Source organism: uncultured Dokdonia sp. (genome assembly GCF_947496725.1).
GTDB lineage: Bacteria > Bacteroidota > Bacteroidia > Flavobacteriales > Flavobacteriaceae > Dokdonia.
In genome coordinates, this window is the sequence record NZ_CANMDS010000003.1 from 195,900 (window position 1) to 212,223 (window position 16,324).

The 16,324-nt window shown below is 39.6% G+C and carries 9 protein-coding genes; all 9 read right to left on the reverse strand.

Annotation, left to right across the window (positions count from 1 at the left end):
- Positions 1–70 precede the first annotated feature (70 nt).
- The 9 genes from Q0948_RS07760 to Q0948_RS07800 all read right to left on the reverse strand — a co-directional run bounded on the left by Q0948_RS07760 (position 71) and on the right by Q0948_RS07800 (position 16,185).
- A complete protein-coding gene (locus Q0948_RS07760; protein ID WP_298350880.1) occupies positions 71–1,813 on the reverse strand; it encodes a glycosidase in 1,743 nt (580 codons plus the stop codon).
- 140 nt (positions 1,814–1,953) lie between these two features.
- Positions 1,954–4,131 carry a radical SAM protein gene (locus Q0948_RS07765; protein ID WP_298350877.1) on the reverse strand — a complete coding sequence of 726 codons (2,178 nt, stop codon included), beginning with the start codon at positions 4,129–4,131 and terminating at the stop codon, positions 1,954–1,956.
- 48 nt (positions 4,132–4,179) lie between these two features.
- Positions 4,180–5,127 (reverse strand): tRNA-dihydrouridine synthase family protein, encoded by a 948-nt coding sequence (locus Q0948_RS07770; protein ID WP_298350874.1) that lies wholly within the window; start codon positions 5,125–5,127, stop codon positions 4,180–4,182.
- 129 nt (positions 5,128–5,256) lie between these two features.
- A complete protein-coding gene (locus tag Q0948_RS07775) occupies positions 5,257–6,258 on the reverse strand; it encodes an NADP-dependent oxidoreductase (protein WP_298350872.1) in 1,002 nt (333 codons plus the stop codon).
- Positions 6,259–6,510: 252 nt separating this feature from the next.
- Positions 6,511–9,963 (reverse strand): pyruvate carboxylase, encoded by a 3,453-nt coding sequence (locus Q0948_RS07780; RefSeq protein ID WP_298350869.1) that lies wholly within the window; start codon positions 9,961–9,963, stop codon positions 6,511–6,513.
- 180 nt (positions 9,964–10,143) lie between these two features.
- Positions 10,144–11,958, reverse strand: coding sequence for an acyl-CoA dehydrogenase family protein (locus Q0948_RS07785; protein WP_298350866.1), 1,815 nt, complete (start codon positions 11,956–11,958; stop codon positions 10,144–10,146).
- 83 nt (positions 11,959–12,041) lie between these two features.
- Positions 12,042–13,235 (reverse strand): acetyl-CoA C-acyltransferase, encoded by a 1,194-nt coding sequence (locus tag Q0948_RS07790; protein ID WP_038600741.1) that lies wholly within the window; start codon positions 13,233–13,235, stop codon positions 12,042–12,044.
- An 86-nt stretch (positions 13,236–13,321) separates the two neighbouring features.
- The gene (locus Q0948_RS07795; protein WP_298350862.1) at positions 13,322–15,730 is read right to left on the reverse strand and encodes a 3-hydroxyacyl-CoA dehydrogenase/enoyl-CoA hydratase family protein; all 2,409 of its coding nucleotides are present in this window, start codon (positions 15,728–15,730) and stop codon (positions 13,322–13,324) included.
- The gene (locus tag Q0948_RS07800; protein ID WP_298350859.1) at positions 15,730–16,185 is read right to left on the reverse strand and encodes a MarR family transcriptional regulator; all 456 of its coding nucleotides are present in this window, start codon (positions 16,183–16,185) and stop codon (positions 15,730–15,732) included. The genes Q0948_RS07795 and Q0948_RS07800 overlap by 1 nt, the downstream gene beginning before the upstream one ends.
- Between the last annotated feature and the right edge of the window lie 139 nt (positions 16,186–16,324).

The window sequence follows — 16,324 nt, forward strand, 5'->3', positions numbered from 1 at the left end:
TTTGTAATGACTAGCTGGTGCTTAAAATTTTAGGGATAAAGTTTCCGCTTTCGCGAAAGCGGAATTCGCCCTACTCATTAGTGATAATCACGTTCTCACCATTCTCTTGGAATGAGATTTTAAAGCGATTTGTTTTAAGGTTTGCTTGTAATACCACCCTGTTTACATCATTAGACCACGCGATATGTATTTCGTTTGCAGTACTGTTTGATATGGCCATCGTACCATTAAAAGCAGGAGATGTGTTACGTAATCGTAGCATCGCTAGTTGCATTTGTACCACTGGTTTCTGTAAGCCAGATGTAATATCTTCTTGAGTAAGAGTTGTACGATTAATCTCTTTATGACCACCTGTGCCTGCAGCGTCTGCGGCGGCATAGTCATTTTTACCAGCAAAGAGGTCTAGGTACCACACCTGTGGGATACCTGGCATAAATATTTGTAACGCTCTTGCCAGTAGTAGCTTATTATCGTCTTCACCTAGCGCACTGTAAAAGGTTGCATTTACTTGGTAGTATGAGATTTTATTACCCTCTGGGTCGTATATATTTTTAACACGACCACCACGGTCAAGTATCGTATCTATAATATGCTCAATCTCTCGGTCTTTAAGTAGTCCTTGGTGTGTATTTCCTTTTTTATCTATGATGCCCTTAAGGTCTAAAACAGGAATCCCGTCGTGGCAACCTAGCATATTTACGGTCTTATAGCCCTTTGTAACGACTTCTTTTGCCCATTTTGTGAGTGCCGTATTATCACCAGTCTCAATGGTATGAATCACTAGACCCGGAAAGAAAAAATCATAAATCTGATATCCCTCGCTTGCCACCTCGTCGTGTAAACCTAGTCCATACTCTGAGTGTATTTCTGGTAAAAGGGTAAGATCATACTTTTCGGCAATCTGGCGTATGCGCTCTAAGTAGGTCCAGGTGCCAGGTTTATTAAAAAAATTAGTCTGTCCTACTTCTTTATGTAAGTAAGCAAAGGCATCAAGACGTAGTATCTTACATCCAAAACTTGCCACCTTGCGAAGTGTTTCATCATAAAAATCCCACACTTCTGGCGCATTTGCATTTACATCCATCTGGCCCAGGTATGATCTATTTTTATGTACTATGTTTAATACATCTTGCTTGTGGGGTTGTACGCTTTCGCGAAAGCGTAATTCCTCTAGTATTCCTCCTGCCTCAATGGTCTCATTAATAAGAGTTATAGCGTGATCTTTATCATCTTGTGACAGACCTAGATGTGCTATGTCTTCAAGAGTAATGGGTTGTAGGGTGATTTTTTGGTAAAAAGTATTCCAGTAAGGGCGCTCTGTGCCGTCTGGAAAAAGTACGTTAAGCACAGGTAAGCCTGGCTTACGCATAAATAACTTGTCCAAATATTGTTTTTCTGGAACTGCAACGCCATCTTTATAACTTGCGGTATGATTTTTCCAAAAGTTATTCCAGTCTATAAAGAAGTCTTTATAAGGTGATGCGTCACCGTTTTTTAATATATCCTTAAACTGTGGAGAACCTACAGAAAGGTGGTTGAGCACAATATCAAATTTGAGCATAATATCTAGCTCTTTAAGTGCGTCAAGATCTGCTTGAGAGACAAGCTCTTTATTAATATTGTAATCTACGATAGAAAACCCTCTGTCTAGATCACTATTAAAAAAGGTGGGTAAGACGTAAAATAGTGAAAATACATCCTTAAGCGCTGGTTTTTGAAGCAATGTTACGACATCACTGAGGTTAGTACCTATGCTATCTGGATATGCGTTAAGCATAACGCCGTTAGGGATTTGCGAAGTATTTTTTGCCATATCGGTAGTTCTTTGTGTTAACAGCTAAAGACCGTGTTTGAGTAGTTAAAAATAAAGAAACTTAGCTAGTCACAAATAGATATGCACCTACAATTATAATGTTGTATGCTACATTACCCGTAGTAAGCTATAAAAAGAAGTTACAGCACTAAAAGTCCTTTTTCTTTAAGTGTTTCCAGAGGTTTTGAAAACCAAAAAAGCTCAAAGTGCTCAAACTGTTCTTCATACGAGCTTTTAAGTTTTGAGTAAGTCATTAGCTGCTCACTCTGAGGGCTTAGAGCCGGTAGTATAGCAATAACCCATCTGGCTTCTCCCTCACTGAGAGTAATCGTAAACTCATCACTTATGGTGTGAAATAGGAGCGTGGCAAGCTGTCTCTTTTTCTTTGAGAAGTAACTCACGATAGGCGTTGTACCTATCCAAACTATTTTTGCCGTAGGTTTTACACTTAGATTTACCTCTGTGTTGAGACAGTCTTCTATGTAATATGGATCTATAGTAGATGTAGGAATATCAAAATCAAACCAGTCTTGTAACGGCATCTCAAAGCCTATACCGTGCATATAATTAAAGAGTGATTTCTTGAGTCCGTAGCTAAAGCTAGCGTGGTCTATCCCTGTGCTATCTGTAAAGTCTACATCATTATTTGCGAAGGTAATCTCGTTATAATGGGGTGTCACGCCATATGCTTCTGGATCTTGCCCTACAGGACTGTGAGCTGTGAGCGCAAACTGATGCCAAAATCCAGATTGTATAATACCTAGCTCAAAGAGCTGTCTCACCATCTCAAGGCTATCTACCGTTTCTTGTACCGTCTGTGTGGGATATCCATACATAAGGTAGGAGTGCACCATAATATTTGCCGCTGTAAAGTTGCGAGTAACTTGTGCCACTTGTGCAACCGTCACGCCTTTGTCTATAAGTTTAAGTAGCCTATCTGAAGCTACCTCAAGCCCTCCAGACACTGCAATACATCCAGATTCTTTAAGAAGTAGACATAGATCTGCAGTAAAGTTTTTTTCAAATCTAATATTTGTCCACCAGGTTACTACAAGCCCTCTACGAAGTATTTCTAGTGCTACAGCTTTCATTAGAGCTGGAGGAGCAGCTTCATCTACAAAGTGAAAACCGTTTTCGCCCGTTTGAGCGATAAGGGCTTCCATACGGTCTACAAGCGTGCGTGCTGCAACAGGTTCATAAATCTTTATGTAGTCTAGTGAGATATCACAAAAAGTACATTTACCCCAGTAGCAGCCGTGTGCCATTGTGAGCTTGTTCCATCTGCCATCACTCCACAGGCTGTGCATAGGGTTTGCAATCTCTATCACAGAGATATACTCATCTAGTAGCAAGTCATTATAATCTGGAGTTCCTACTTGTGCTTGCTTATAGTCTTGTCTTGCCGTGTTATTTTTATAAACCACAGCACCATTTTCTATGAGAAACGTACGTTTATAGGTTGGGTTTTCAACTTTATGTATCACTGCATCTATGAGTAGTGCAACGGGTAGCTCGCCATCATCTAGGGTGATAAAATCTGTAAACTCAAAAACTCTGGTATCTGTAATAGAGCGCAACTCTGTGTTAGGAAATCCACCGCCCATAGCCACTTTTACTTCCGGGTAATTTTTTTTGATGTAAGCACCACATCTCAGTGCACTGTATAAATTTCCGGGAAAAGGTACTGAGAGTAGTACTAGTTTTGGAACGCTTTCGCGAAAGCGGGCTTCTAGCAATCCAATTGTTATCTCATCTATATATGTGAGTTCTTGCTGTAACTCATCATATAACTCGTCAAAGTTATTTGCGCTTTGACCTAGACGTTCTGCATATCTACTAAAACCAAAATTTGGGTCCACACATTCTACTAGAAAATCTGATAAATCTTCTAGATACAAGGTAGCAAGATGCTTTGCTCTGTCTTGCATTCCCATTTCACCAAAAGCCCAAGAGAGATCATCTAGTTGCTCAAAACGAGAGGCACGCGGTAAGAAGTTATCTGTACAAATGAGTCTAGCAAGCGTCTGGTTTTTACCTTGTAAGAAGGCAATTATTCTATCTAGCGGTTGCACGTACTGCGTACTAAGTGCAAGTATGCGCTGTGCATTTTCTGAGAGTGCTAGGTCTTGGGTTTTAACACTATCAAATATTTCTTGAAAGCTATCACTGGTAAATAAATTAAGTATTACCTCAATACCCAGATCCATCTGGTAGCTTGTGATATCTATAGTATTAAGAAAACCTTTTATGTATGCTGTTGCCGGGTATGGCGTGTTAAGCTGTGTAAAGGGTGGTGTTATGAGTAATACGTCTTCCAATAGATTGAGAGGCTCTTTTGTGAGGTGCAAAGATAGCTTAATATCTTACTATCGTTGTGCTGCGATTATTTCTCCTACGGCTTTTTGATACTTCATAGGGTTGCTTGCTTTTTTTATAGCCTTAAAAACCTTCTGTGGGTTGTGTGTAGACTGTGCAAAAAACTCCCAGAAGCCTTGCATTTTCATTTTGATAGGAGTGGGGCCAGAGAGGGCAGCATCATATTGTGTATAAATCTCATCGTGAAATTCTCTAAAGATTGCCCATCTATTTGCAGGATAGGCAGTAGTATCTGCCTTAATCATACTTGGTAAAAAAGGATCTGCAATAAGACCGCGACCTATCATAAAATGCTCGATAGAAGGGAAGCGCTCTCTCATTTTTCTAAACTGTGCTACCGTTGTGATATCACCGTTGTAATATAATTTGTGTTTTGCCGTGTCTATGCATTTTTGAAAACCCTCAAGATCTACCCCACCTTTATATAACTGCTTACCTAGACGTGCGTGTATAGCCACACTCTTGAGCGGGTATTTTTCAAGAATAGGAAAAGAATTAATAATCTCTTCTGGACTTTCATAGCCCAGTCGCATTTTCATTGAGATGGTAACATCTGTTTCCGTATGCGCACGGTCAAGTATGTGGTCTATTTTTTCTGTATTGCAAATAAGTCCAGATCCCATACCGCTTTTTGTGACCATAGGATAGGGACAGCCTAGATTCCAGTTAAGTTCTTTATAACCTAGCGACTGTATATATTTAATCACAAAAATAAAGTCATCTGGATCTGCCGTCATTACTTGCGGGATGACCTCTAGCGATGTGTTTACTTCTGGATTTAAGTCTCGCTGGTAAGAGCCTTTTATGACTTGTTTTTTATTAAGTCGTATGTAAGGAGCATAGTAAGTGTCTATACCTCCAAAATATTTTTGTTGTGCATTGCGAAAACGAAAATCTGTAAAGCCCTGTAAGGGCGAAGAAAGGAGGTGGTAACTCATTAAAACTAGTATCTGCTGCGAAGATAATTTTAATACACCTTAGTCTCGTTATTTTGCACAAAAAGTTACACCCCTATGTATGACATTGTGCCTTACATAGGGGTGCAATAATAATACGTGTTATCTCGTCTATATCTTTACGAGCATCTTACCGGTGTTTTTACCATCAAAGAGGTCTATAAACGCTTGCGGTATATTTTCAAAACCTTCTACAATAGTATCTTCGTGGTGCAGTTTACCTTCTCCGTACCACTTACTAAGTTGTTGTACCCCTTCTGGAAAAGAATCCATATAATTAGACACTATAAATCCTTGCATCAAGGCACTATTCTTAATTAAAAATACCTGCGGACTCACACCAGTAGGCACTTTATTATCATTATACACGGCAATTGCACCACAGTTTATAATACGTGCTTTCTGGTTAATATTAAAGAATACAGCGTCTGAGAGTTCTCCTCCCACGTTATCCCAGTATACATCTACACCATCTGGGCAGGTTCTCTGTATAGCAGCGTTTAGATCATCTTCTGTGTTGTAATTGAAGCCATCGTCATAGCCAAAATCTTTCTTAAGCTTTTCTATCTTTTCATCAGAGCCTGCAACACCTACCACGCGGCAGCCTTTTATTTTTGCTATTTGCCCTACGATACTTCCTACGGCGCCTGCTGCACCAGATACGAGTATGGTTTCTCCTTCTTTAGGTTTTCCTATTTCTTTAAGGCCAAAGTATGCAGTAAGACCGGTCATACCTAGCGTACCAAGATATGCGGGTAGGGGAGCATTGTCTTTTGACACTTTGTGTAATTCTTCTCCAGTAGATTTCTGTACCTCTTTCCAGTCTAGCATACCAGATACATAATCTCCTTCTTTAAAGTTGTCATTTTTGGTCGCTATAACTTTTGCCACTACACCAGAGTGTATAGGCTTATTAAGCCCAAATGGCGGCACGTAAGATTTGGCATCTTGCATTCTTCCTCTTAGGTAAGGATCTACAGAGACGTATGTAGTTTCTAAGAGTATCTCACCATCATTTATTTCCGGCACTTGCTCTTCTGTAAATTCAAAATCACTAGATGACGGTTTGCCGCTCGGTCTATTTTTAAGTAGTATAACTTTTGTAGTATTCATATCGATTTAGTTTTAATTTAAAGTACAAGTTGTGTTGTATAATTCCTATTCCCTAGGTGATATTAGGTTTTATTTAACGCCGGTTGTAAATATGAAGTTAAGGTACTTTTGAGATAGGGTTTTATTACGCTTTCGCGAAAGCGGACTCACAACCTGTAAAAGTACTTGTACTCTTGAGAACAAAAAAAGCCGCCTGTCAAGAGGCGGCTTTACCGAGTATCTCATCAAAAATTGTGAGATGCAGGGGGTGGCTTATTCAAGAGTTACAACGAGATCATCTTGAGACACCATTGTTCCATCTGTCACGATTATAGATTGTACTGTACCATCTTTAAAGGCAACAACGGTAGTTTCCATTTTCATAGCTTCTATTATAAAAAGTGGGTCATTTTCTTTGACTTCTTGCCCTTTTTTGACCAGCACTTTGTAAAGAGACCCTTGTAATGGAGCACCTATGTGGTTTTCATTATCTGGATCAATTTTTACGTTTTCAACCTTTTTGATATTAAGGGAAGTGTCGTGTACCTCTACAAAACGATTTTCTCCATTTACTTTAAAGAATACCGTGCGCATTCCCTCATCATTAGGAATACCAATAGAGAGTAACTTGATGATCACCGTTTTTCCTGGTTCTAGCTCAATAAGTGTTTCTTCACCTAGTTTCATACCAAAGAAGAAATTCTTAGTAGGTACGAGCGCTAGGTTACCGTATTTCTTATAGTTTTCGTGTGCTTGCTCAAAAACCTTAGGGTAGAGCATATATGATAGAAAATCTTCTATCTCTAGTGGTCTGGTAAACCCTTTTTGGAAGGTCTCTGTAAAGACTTTATACTCCTTATCAAAATCTACTGGCGCAAGGTGTGCATTAGGTCTATCTGTATAAGCTTCTTTATTTTTTAAGATAATGGCTTGTAGCTTTTTTGGGAAACCACCTACTGGCTGACCTAGATCTCCTTTAAAGAAGTTTATAACAGACTCTGGGAAGGAAATGGTATCACCACGCTCCATCACATCTTCTGGTGTGAGGTTATTGGTCACCATAAAAATGGCCATATCACCTACCACCTTAGAACTAGGCGTAACCTTTACTAGGTTGCCAAACATTTTATTTACAGCGGCATACATCTTTTTTACCTCTGTAAATCTATCTGCAAGACCTAGAGCAGTTGCCTGAGGGCGCAAGTTTGAGTACTGCCCACCTGGTATCTCGTGCTGAAATACTTCTGCCGTTCCGGCTTTAAGTCCAGACTCAAAAGGGTAGTAGAGATCACGCGTATCTTCCCAATAATTAGAAAATTGATTGAGTTTTTCCATCTCAAATGGGTGTTCTCTATCTTGATACTTAAGCATCTCGACTACAGCATTAAAGTTTGGTTGAGAAGTTAATCCAGAAAGTCCTCCTAGAGCCACATCTACCACATCTACATTTGCCTCAATGGCCTTGAGGTAAGTAGCTGTTTGTAAAGAAGACGTGTCGTGTGTGTGTAAGTGTATAGGTACATTTACCGTCTCCTTAAGCGCTGTAACAAGTTCTGTCGCTGCATATGGTTTTAATAATCCTGCCATATCCTTAATGGCAATCATATGTGCCCCAGCATTTTCTAGATCTTTTGCAAGTTGTGTGTAGTACTTGAGGTTGTATTTAGTTTGCTTAGTATCTAGAATATCTCCCGTATAACTTATGGCACCTTCGGCTATTCCTCCTGTAAGATTACGCACGTATTGTATACTAGGTTCCATCGCTTTTACCCAGTTAAGAGAGTCAAAAATACGGAAGAGGTCTACACCATTCTCCCAAGACTTCTCTACAAACTTTTCTATAAGGTTATCTGGATATGCTTTGTAACCCACACCATTAGAACCACGAAGGAGCATCTGGAACAAGATGTTAGGTACTGCCTTGCGTAACTCTCGTAAACGTGTCCAAGGGCTCTCGTGTAAGAATCGCATACATACATCAAAGGTTGCACCTCCCCATACTTCCATACTAAAGGTGTTAGGGTGATTTTTTGCAAAACTTGATGCTACTTTGAGCATATCATAAGAGCGCATACGCGTTGCCAGTAAAGACTGGTGTGCGTCACGCATTGTGGTATCTGTAAAGTGTATTTTTTTCTCCTCTAGTAACCACTTACAAAATGCCTCCGGACCTAGCTCTGTAAGCATATCTTTTGTCCCTTTTGGAAACGGATCAGACAGGCTGTAAAGTGGCACCTTAGGGTTTGTAAATACCTTTTTTGGATCTTTTGTTTTTACATCACTATTACCATTGACACTCACATCTGCCAGAAACTGAACAACCTTAGAGGTACGATCTTGAGAAAGTTTAATATTAAATAGGGAAGGAGTATTCTGAATGAAATTTACCGTGGTCTCTCCATTTTTAAAAACGTCTGTCTGTATGACATTTTGAAGAAAATGAATGTTAGTCTCTACACCACGTATTCTAAATTCTTTTAAGGCGCGCACCATCTTACGTATTGCACCATCCAGCGTTCTACCGTGAGCAGATACTTTTACAAGCATCGAATCAAAAAACGGACTCACTTTATACCCTTGATAAATGCTACCGGCATCTAGACGTATACCCATACCAGAAGCGCTACGGTAGGTTGTTATCTTTCCGTAATCTGGTGTAAATTTGTTAGTAGGGTCTTCTGTGGTAAGTCTACACTGTATGGCAAAGCCGTAAGTACCTATAGACTCTTGTCCATAAATCTTTATCTGCTTATCTGATAGTTTATAACCGCCAGCCACAAAGATTTGTGTTTTTACAAGGTCAATACCTGTAACCATTTCGGTTACTGTGTGCTCTACTTGTATACGTGGATTAACCTCGATGAAGTAAATATTATCATCTGCATCTACGAGAAACTCTACGGTGCCTATGTTGTTATAATTTACCTCTGTAGCAATAGCTACAGCATACTTATAAAGGTTATCGCGTAGCGTTTGTGATAGGTTATATGAAGGAGCCATTTCTACCACCTTCTGGTGCCTGCGTTGTACAGAGCAATCACGTTCATAAAGGTGTCTTATATTACCGTGTGTGTCTGCTACTATTTGTACTTCTATATGTTTTGGGTCTTCTACATATTTTTCTAAAAACATTGTATCATCTCCAAAAGAGTTGAGCGCCTCATTACGTGCAGAGTCAAAACTAAGCTGTAAATCTTCTTCCTTACGTATAATACGCATACCGCGACCACCGCCACCAGAGGCAGCTTTGAGCATTACTGGATACCCTATTTTTCCAGCTTCACTTAGGGCAGTTTCTAGTGAATCTAAGGCTTTCTTATTACTCTCTATTATAGGTACCCCACAAGATTGTGCTACTTTTTTTGCGGTGATTTTATCACCTAGTGCATCCATTACTTCTGGCTCAGGGCCAATAAATATAATACCGTTTTTTGCACATCTTCTTGCAAATTCTGAGTTTTCAGATAAGAAGCCGTAGCCGGGGTGAATGGCATCTACATTTTTAGATTTTGCTAGATCAATGATTTGATCCATATCTAAATAGGGTTTGAGCGGCTCATTATCTGCTCCTATCTGGTAAGACTCATCTGCTTTGTTGCGATGTTGTGAGTATCTATCTTCATAGGTGTAGACAGCTACGGTTGCAATATTAAGTTCTGTACAGGCACGTAGTACTCTAATAGCAATTTCCCCGCGATTTGCGACGAGGACTTTTTTAATTTTCATTGTGTAAAATAGGTTGTTGTGTTACGAAATCGTTGTAGTAGTAGGGTACAAAAAAAGCCACTTCGATAGGGAAGTGGCTTCTGTTGATATTAAATTTTCGCGCAGGCGAATACATATACATTTAAGTCATTTTCAATACGTAATCTAGTACACATAGTTTTAGTGACTTAAAAAAATATATTATCCGTCAAAGCGGTATTTACCATTTTCTTCAACATCTGCAGCAATCTGGTTGCGCAGTGCGATTACATTAGGCTGGTTTGTGTACTTTGTAAAACGTTTAAGTCCCATAAGCATCATACGTTGCTCATCACCTTCGGCAAAAGAGATAATAGCTTCTTTTGCTTTAGTCTGGATGATATCTACAGCGTTAAATAGGTATAGTTGAGACATTGCAACTTGTGTTGCTTGACTATCTAGACCAGTGCGCTTAATGTTTTTCTCAGTACGTAGTATAGCACTCTCTGCCATATAGATTTCTATAAGAATATCTGCAGCTGCCATAAGTAGTTGCTGATTTTTCTCTAGCTCTGTTCCAAACTTTTGAGCTGCAGATCCTGCAACCATAAGGAATACTTTCTTAAGGCTCTTGATAAGTGCTTTTTCTTCAGAAAGTGTCTCAGAGTAATCTGGAGTGTCAAAAGAAGGGATACCCATAAGCTCATCCTTTACAGCCATTGCTGGTCCCATAAAGTCTACGTGTCCTTTCATCGCTTTCTTTACCATCATACCTACAGCGAGCATACGGTTAATCTCGTTTGTACCTTCATAGATACGAGAGATACGTGCATCACGCCAAGCAGACTCCATAGGAGTATCTGCACTGAAGCCCATTCCTCCAAAAATCTGGATACCTTCATCTGTAGTATTCTGTACATCTTCAGATACTGCAACTTTAAGGATAGAACACTCTATAGCATACTCCTCAACACCTTTAAGCTCTGCTTCTTGGTGTGTGTTACCTTCTGCCTGACGCATAGCGATACGGTCTTCAATGTTTTTGGCAGCACGGTAAGATGCAGACTCATCTACATAGACGTTTGTAGCCATAAGCGCAAGTTTTTGCTTAATTGCTCCAAAGTTTATGATAGGAGTTTTAAACTGTACACGCTCTTTTGCATATGTTACAGCCTCGTTTATCACACGTCTCTGTGCATCAAGACAAGCAGCAGCAAGTTTAATACGACCTACGTTAAGTGCGTTCATCGCGATTTTAAAACCGTTACCACGGTCAGAAAGCATATTCTCTACAGGTACTACTGTATCATTAAAGAATACCTGACGAGTAGAAGAAGAGTGTATACCTAATTTCTTTTCTTCTTCACCTAGTGTGATTCCATTAGAAGGATCATTTTCTACGATAAACCCTGTAATGTTTTTATCATCTTCTATTCTAGCAAAAACGATAAATAGGTTACAGAAACCAGCGTTAGAAATCCACATTTTTTGTCCAGAAATCTTGTAGCTCTTTCCATCTTCAGATAAAACGGCTTTTGTTTTTCCAGAGTTTGCGTCAGATCCAGCACTAGGCTCTGTAAGACAGTATGCTCCAAACCACTCACCAGTAGCAAGTTTTGGCACATATTTCTTCTTTTGCTCTTCGTTACCATAAAGTGTGATAGGCATTGTACCTATCCCAGTATGTGCTCCAAAGGCAGTACTAAAAGATCCAGTAGCTCCAGAAATGTAATCACAAACAAGCATTGTAGATACAAATCCCATCCCAAGACCATCATACTCTTCTGGTACAGCAACACCTAGTAAACCTAGTTCACCAGCTTTGCGCATAGTCTCCTCTGTGTATGCATAATCTTTCTTTTCAAAACGCTCCCAGTGTGCCCAAAGATCGCGGTCTACAAACTCTCTTGTAGAGTCGCGCATCATCTTTTGCTCTTCATTAAGATCTTCCATTGTGAAGACATCTTCACAAGCTGTTTCCTTTACGATAAATTGACCACCGCGTAGGATATCATTTTTTGTTGTTTCTGTGCTCATTGCTATTGCTAATTAATTTTTTTCTTTCTCTATAAGAAATATGTACTATATTTTTTTGTTTTTACGCTTTCGCGAAAGCGGAATTACTTCAAGAATTCATAAATCCCTGCAGCTCCCTGTCCGGTACCTACACACATTGTAACCATACCGTATTTACCTGACATATCACGCTTGCGCATCTCGTCAAATAACTGTACTGATAGTTTACCTCCAGTACATCCTAGTGGGTGACCTAATGCAATCGCACCACCATTTACGTTTATAATATCTGGATCAAGTCCTAACTCGCGTATTACTGCAAGTGACTGTGATGCAAATGCCTCGTTAAGCTCAATAAGCTCAATATCATTTTGCTTAAGTCCAGCTTGTTTAAGGGCTTTTGGAATGGCAGCTACGGGACCTATACCCATTATACGTGGTGGTACACCTGCTGCTGCATAATTTACCATACGTGCGATAGGCTCGATGTTAAGTTCTTTTACCATCTCCTCACTCATAACCATTACAAAGGCAGCACCATCACTCATTTGTGAAGAGTTACCAGCAGTTACACTTCCTCCAGCTGCAAATACTGCTCTAAGTTTTGCAAGTGCTGCTTTATTTGTTCCTGCACGAGGACCTTCATCCTTGTTTACTGTGTAAGATTTTGTAGCTTTCTTACCGTTTGCATCTATATACGTTTGCTCTACGTCTATAGGTACAATCTGGTCTTGAAAACGATCTTCGGCTAGTGCGCGTAGGGCTTTCATATGTGAGTTATATGCAAACTCATCTTGATCTTCACGAGAGATTTTATACTCATTTGCTACTGCCTCTGCGGTGTTACCCATTCCCCAGTAGTAATCTTCGTGTCCAGACTTTACTACAGTATCGTAGTTAAGTTCTGGTTTAAATCCTGTCATAGGTACAGAAGACATAGACTCTGCTCCACCGGCGATAATACAATCACCCATACCAGCTTGAATCTTTGCTACTGCCATTCCTATAGTTTCTATTCCAGAAGAACAAAAACGGTTTACAGTTACACCAGGTACGTCTATAACGTCTAGTCCCATAAGAGATATAAGACGCGCCATATTAAGACCTTGAGATCCTTCTGGCATTGCGTTACCTACAATGACGTCATCTATTCTCTTTTTATCAAATTCTGGCAGCTCCTTCATCATATACTGAATCGTTTCTGCGGCAAGCTCATCTGCTCGCTTGAATCTAAAGACACCTTTGGGAGCTTTCCCAACGGCTGTTCTATATGCTTTTACTATATATGCTGTTTTCATTTTAGTTTGCTTTTGGCTATAAGCTGAAAGCTTTAAGCGGTTTATCATTGCCTATAGCTTAGCGCTTAAGGCGTATTGCAGAAACTTTAGTTTCTTAATGGTTTTCCTTTTTGTAACATATGCTGTATACGCTCAAGTGATTTTCTCTCAGTAGCTAGAGATAAGAACGCTTCACGCTCTAGATCTAGTAAATACTGCTCAGAAACTCTTGTAGGCTCAGATAAATCTCCTCCAGCCATTACATAAGCAAGCTTGTTTGCAATTTTCTTATCGTGCTCTGATATATAGTTAGATGCTTGCATAGAGTCTGTTCCTACTAAGAACATACCTAGTGCCTGCTTACCTAATACTAGTACATCATTACGTTTTACAGGTTGTGTGTATCCCATATCTGCCATTTGGCGTGCAACAGCTTTTGCTGTAGCAATCTGGCGATCGCGGTTTACAACTACAAGGTCTTTACCGTGCTTAAGGATGTTAAGATCGTACGCCTCGTGTGCAGAGGTAGATACTTTTGCCATACCTATAGTAAGGAAGTGCTCCTGTAATACGTTAAGTTGTACATCACCTTTATCAAACTTATCTGATGCTCTAAGGGCCATTTCCTTAGATCCACCACCACCTGGTATTACACCTACACCAAACTCTACAAGTCCTATGTAAGATTCGGCAGCTGCGACAACTCTATCTGCGTGTAGTGTCATCTCACAACCACCACCTAGTGTCATACCGTGAGGTGCAACAACTGTAGGGATAGCAGAGTAGCGTAAACGCATACACGTATCTTGGAAATATTTTACAGCAGCATTAAGCTCATCATACTCTTGCTCTACAGCAAACATAAAGATCATACCAATGTTTGCTCCTACAGAGAAGTTTGTACCTTGATTACCTACTACTAGACCGTCAAAGTCCTTTTCGGCTAGATCTATTGCTTTATTTACTCCTGCAAGTACGTCACCTCCTATAGAGTTCATCTTAGAGCGGAACTCAACGTTTAAGATTCCATCTCCTAGATCTTGTACAGATACTCCCGTGTTTGAGAATACTTCTGTTTGCTTTCTAATGTTATCAAGAATGATAAATGAATCTTGACCTGGTTTCTTTACGTGCGCTTTCGCGGAAGCGGAATACACATAAGTAGCACCATTTTTTACAGAGTAGAAAGTCTCACTTCCAGCAGCAATCATATCTGTTACCCAAGTGGCAACTTCAAGACCTTCTGCCTTCATAAGCTCGATACCTTTTTCTACACCTACAGCATCCCAAATTTGGAATGGTCCGTGCTCCCAGCCAAAACCAGCCTTCATAGCATCGTCTATCTTGTAAAGCTCATCTGTAATCTCAGGAATACGATTTTGTACATAAGTAAATAGGTGTGCAAAAGACTTGCGGTAAAACTCACCAGCTTTGTCTTTACCACCTACAAGCACTTTAAAGCGATCGTAAACGCTGTCTATATTTTTAGTAAGCTCTAGGGTAGCAAATTTTGCTTTCTTGTTAGAGCGGTACTCCATAGTGTCAAGGTCTAGTGTAAGAATTTCTTTCTTACCAGCCTCATTTACACTCTTTTTATAAAAACCTTGACCAGTTTTAGACCCTAGCCATTTGTTTTCCATCATTGTACTAATGAAGCCTGGAAGCTCAAAAAGAGACTTGCGCTCATCATTAGGACAGTTTTCTGCAATACCGTTTGCAACGTGTACAAGGGTATCAAGACCTACAACATCTACCGTACGGAAGGTTGCAGATTTTGGACGTCCTATAACTGGACCTGTAAGTTTATCTACCTCTTCTACCGTCATACCCATATCTTTTACAGTATGGAAAAGTGACATAATAGAGAAGATACCTATACGGTTACCTATAAAGGCAGGTGTATCTTTTGCAATAACAGAGGTTTTCCCTAAGTATTGCTCGCCGTAGTTATTTAAGAAATCAAGAACGCTCTGGTCTGTTTTAGGCCCAGGTATGATTTCAAATAATTTTAAGTAACGTGCTGGGTTAAAGAAGTGAGTTCCACAAAAGTGCTTTTGGAAATCTTCACTACGTCCTTCAGACATAAAGTTTATAGGGATACCAGATGTGTTTGAAGTAATAAGTGTACCTGGTGTTCTATGCTTTTCAAGGTTTTCAAAAACTTGTTTCTTAATATCAAGTCTCTCTACTACCACCTCAATGATCCAGTCTACATCTTTTACTTTTGCGATATCATCTTCAAGGTTACCCGTTGAGATTCTTTTTGCAAAAGCTTGGTTATAAATAGGTGACGGCTTACTCTTAAGTGCTGCAGTAAGCGAGTCATTTACCATTCTATTACGTACAACTTTGTCTTGAAGTGTAAGTCCTTTAGCTTCTTCTTTTGCAGTAAGCTCACGAGGAACGATATCTAGCAAAAGAACGTCAACACCTATGTTTGCAAAATGGCAAGCAATACCACTTCCCATTATTCCACTACCGATGACGGCTACTTTCTTTATTCTACGTTTTGCCATTATTTTATTGCGGTTTCTTTTTGGTTAAATACTCTTCTATTTTGAATCAAGTCATTAATAGTTTCAATGACTTCGTAAAAATTATTAATCTTTTCGTCAGATATATTGCCACGTACGGCATCGTTAAAAGTTACAACGCGGTCTTTCGAAAAATCTCTTTTTTCAAGTCCAAACTCTGTGAGATGTATAAGAACGCCTCTACCATCTGCAGGGTTAGGTTTACGCACTATAAGACCTTTTTCTTCCATAGTCTTAAGTGTACGAGATAGGGAAGTAGCTTCCATACCCATACGAGGTCCTAGTGCTGTAGAGGGAGTTCCCTCTTCTGGATCAATACTAAGGAGTGCAAAACCTACCGCCATAGTTACATCGTATTCGGCAGCTTGTTCATTATACATTTTCATAACTGCTTGCCAGGTGGCTCTTAAACAGTAGTCTATAGTTTTATCTTTCATATAGTTCTTCACAATGTGATTGTAAAGATACTAAAAATATACTATGCACGCACAGTAATTAATGCAAATTTATATGAATATCTTGTGAATATGATAGTTACGCTTTCGCGAAAATGAGAACATCATAAATATACCCCTT

Bases quoted from the DNA above. Each gene is read 5' to 3' on its own strand.
- Q0948_RS07780 (WP_298350869.1), bottom strand. From the start codon at position 9,963: ATGAAAATTAAAAAAGTCCTCGTCGCAAATCGCGGGGAAATTGCTATT.
- Q0948_RS07800 (WP_298350859.1), bottom strand. From the start codon at position 16,185: ATGAAAGATAAAACTATAGACTACTGTTTAAGAGCCACCTGGCAAGCA.
- Q0948_RS07790 (WP_038600741.1), bottom strand. From the start codon at position 13,235: ATGAAAACAGCATATATAGTAAAAGCATATAGAACAGCCGTTGGGAAA.
- Q0948_RS07795 (WP_298350862.1), bottom strand. From the start codon at position 15,730: ATGGCAAAACGTAGAATAAAGAAAGTAGCCGTCATCGGTAGTGGAATA.
- Q0948_RS07770 (WP_298350874.1), bottom strand. From the start codon at position 5,127: ATGAGTTACCACCTCCTTTCTTCGCCCTTACAGGGCTTTACAGATTTT.
- Q0948_RS07760 (WP_298350880.1), bottom strand. From the start codon at position 1,813: ATGGCAAAAAATACTTCGCAAATCCCTAACGGCGTTATGCTTAACGCA.
- Q0948_RS07775 (WP_298350872.1), bottom strand. From the start codon at position 6,258: ATGAATACTACAAAAGTTATACTACTTAAAAATAGACCGAGCGGCAAA.
- Q0948_RS07785 (WP_298350866.1), bottom strand. From the start codon at position 11,958: ATGAGCACAGAAACAACAAAAAATGATATCCTACGCGGTGGTCAATTT.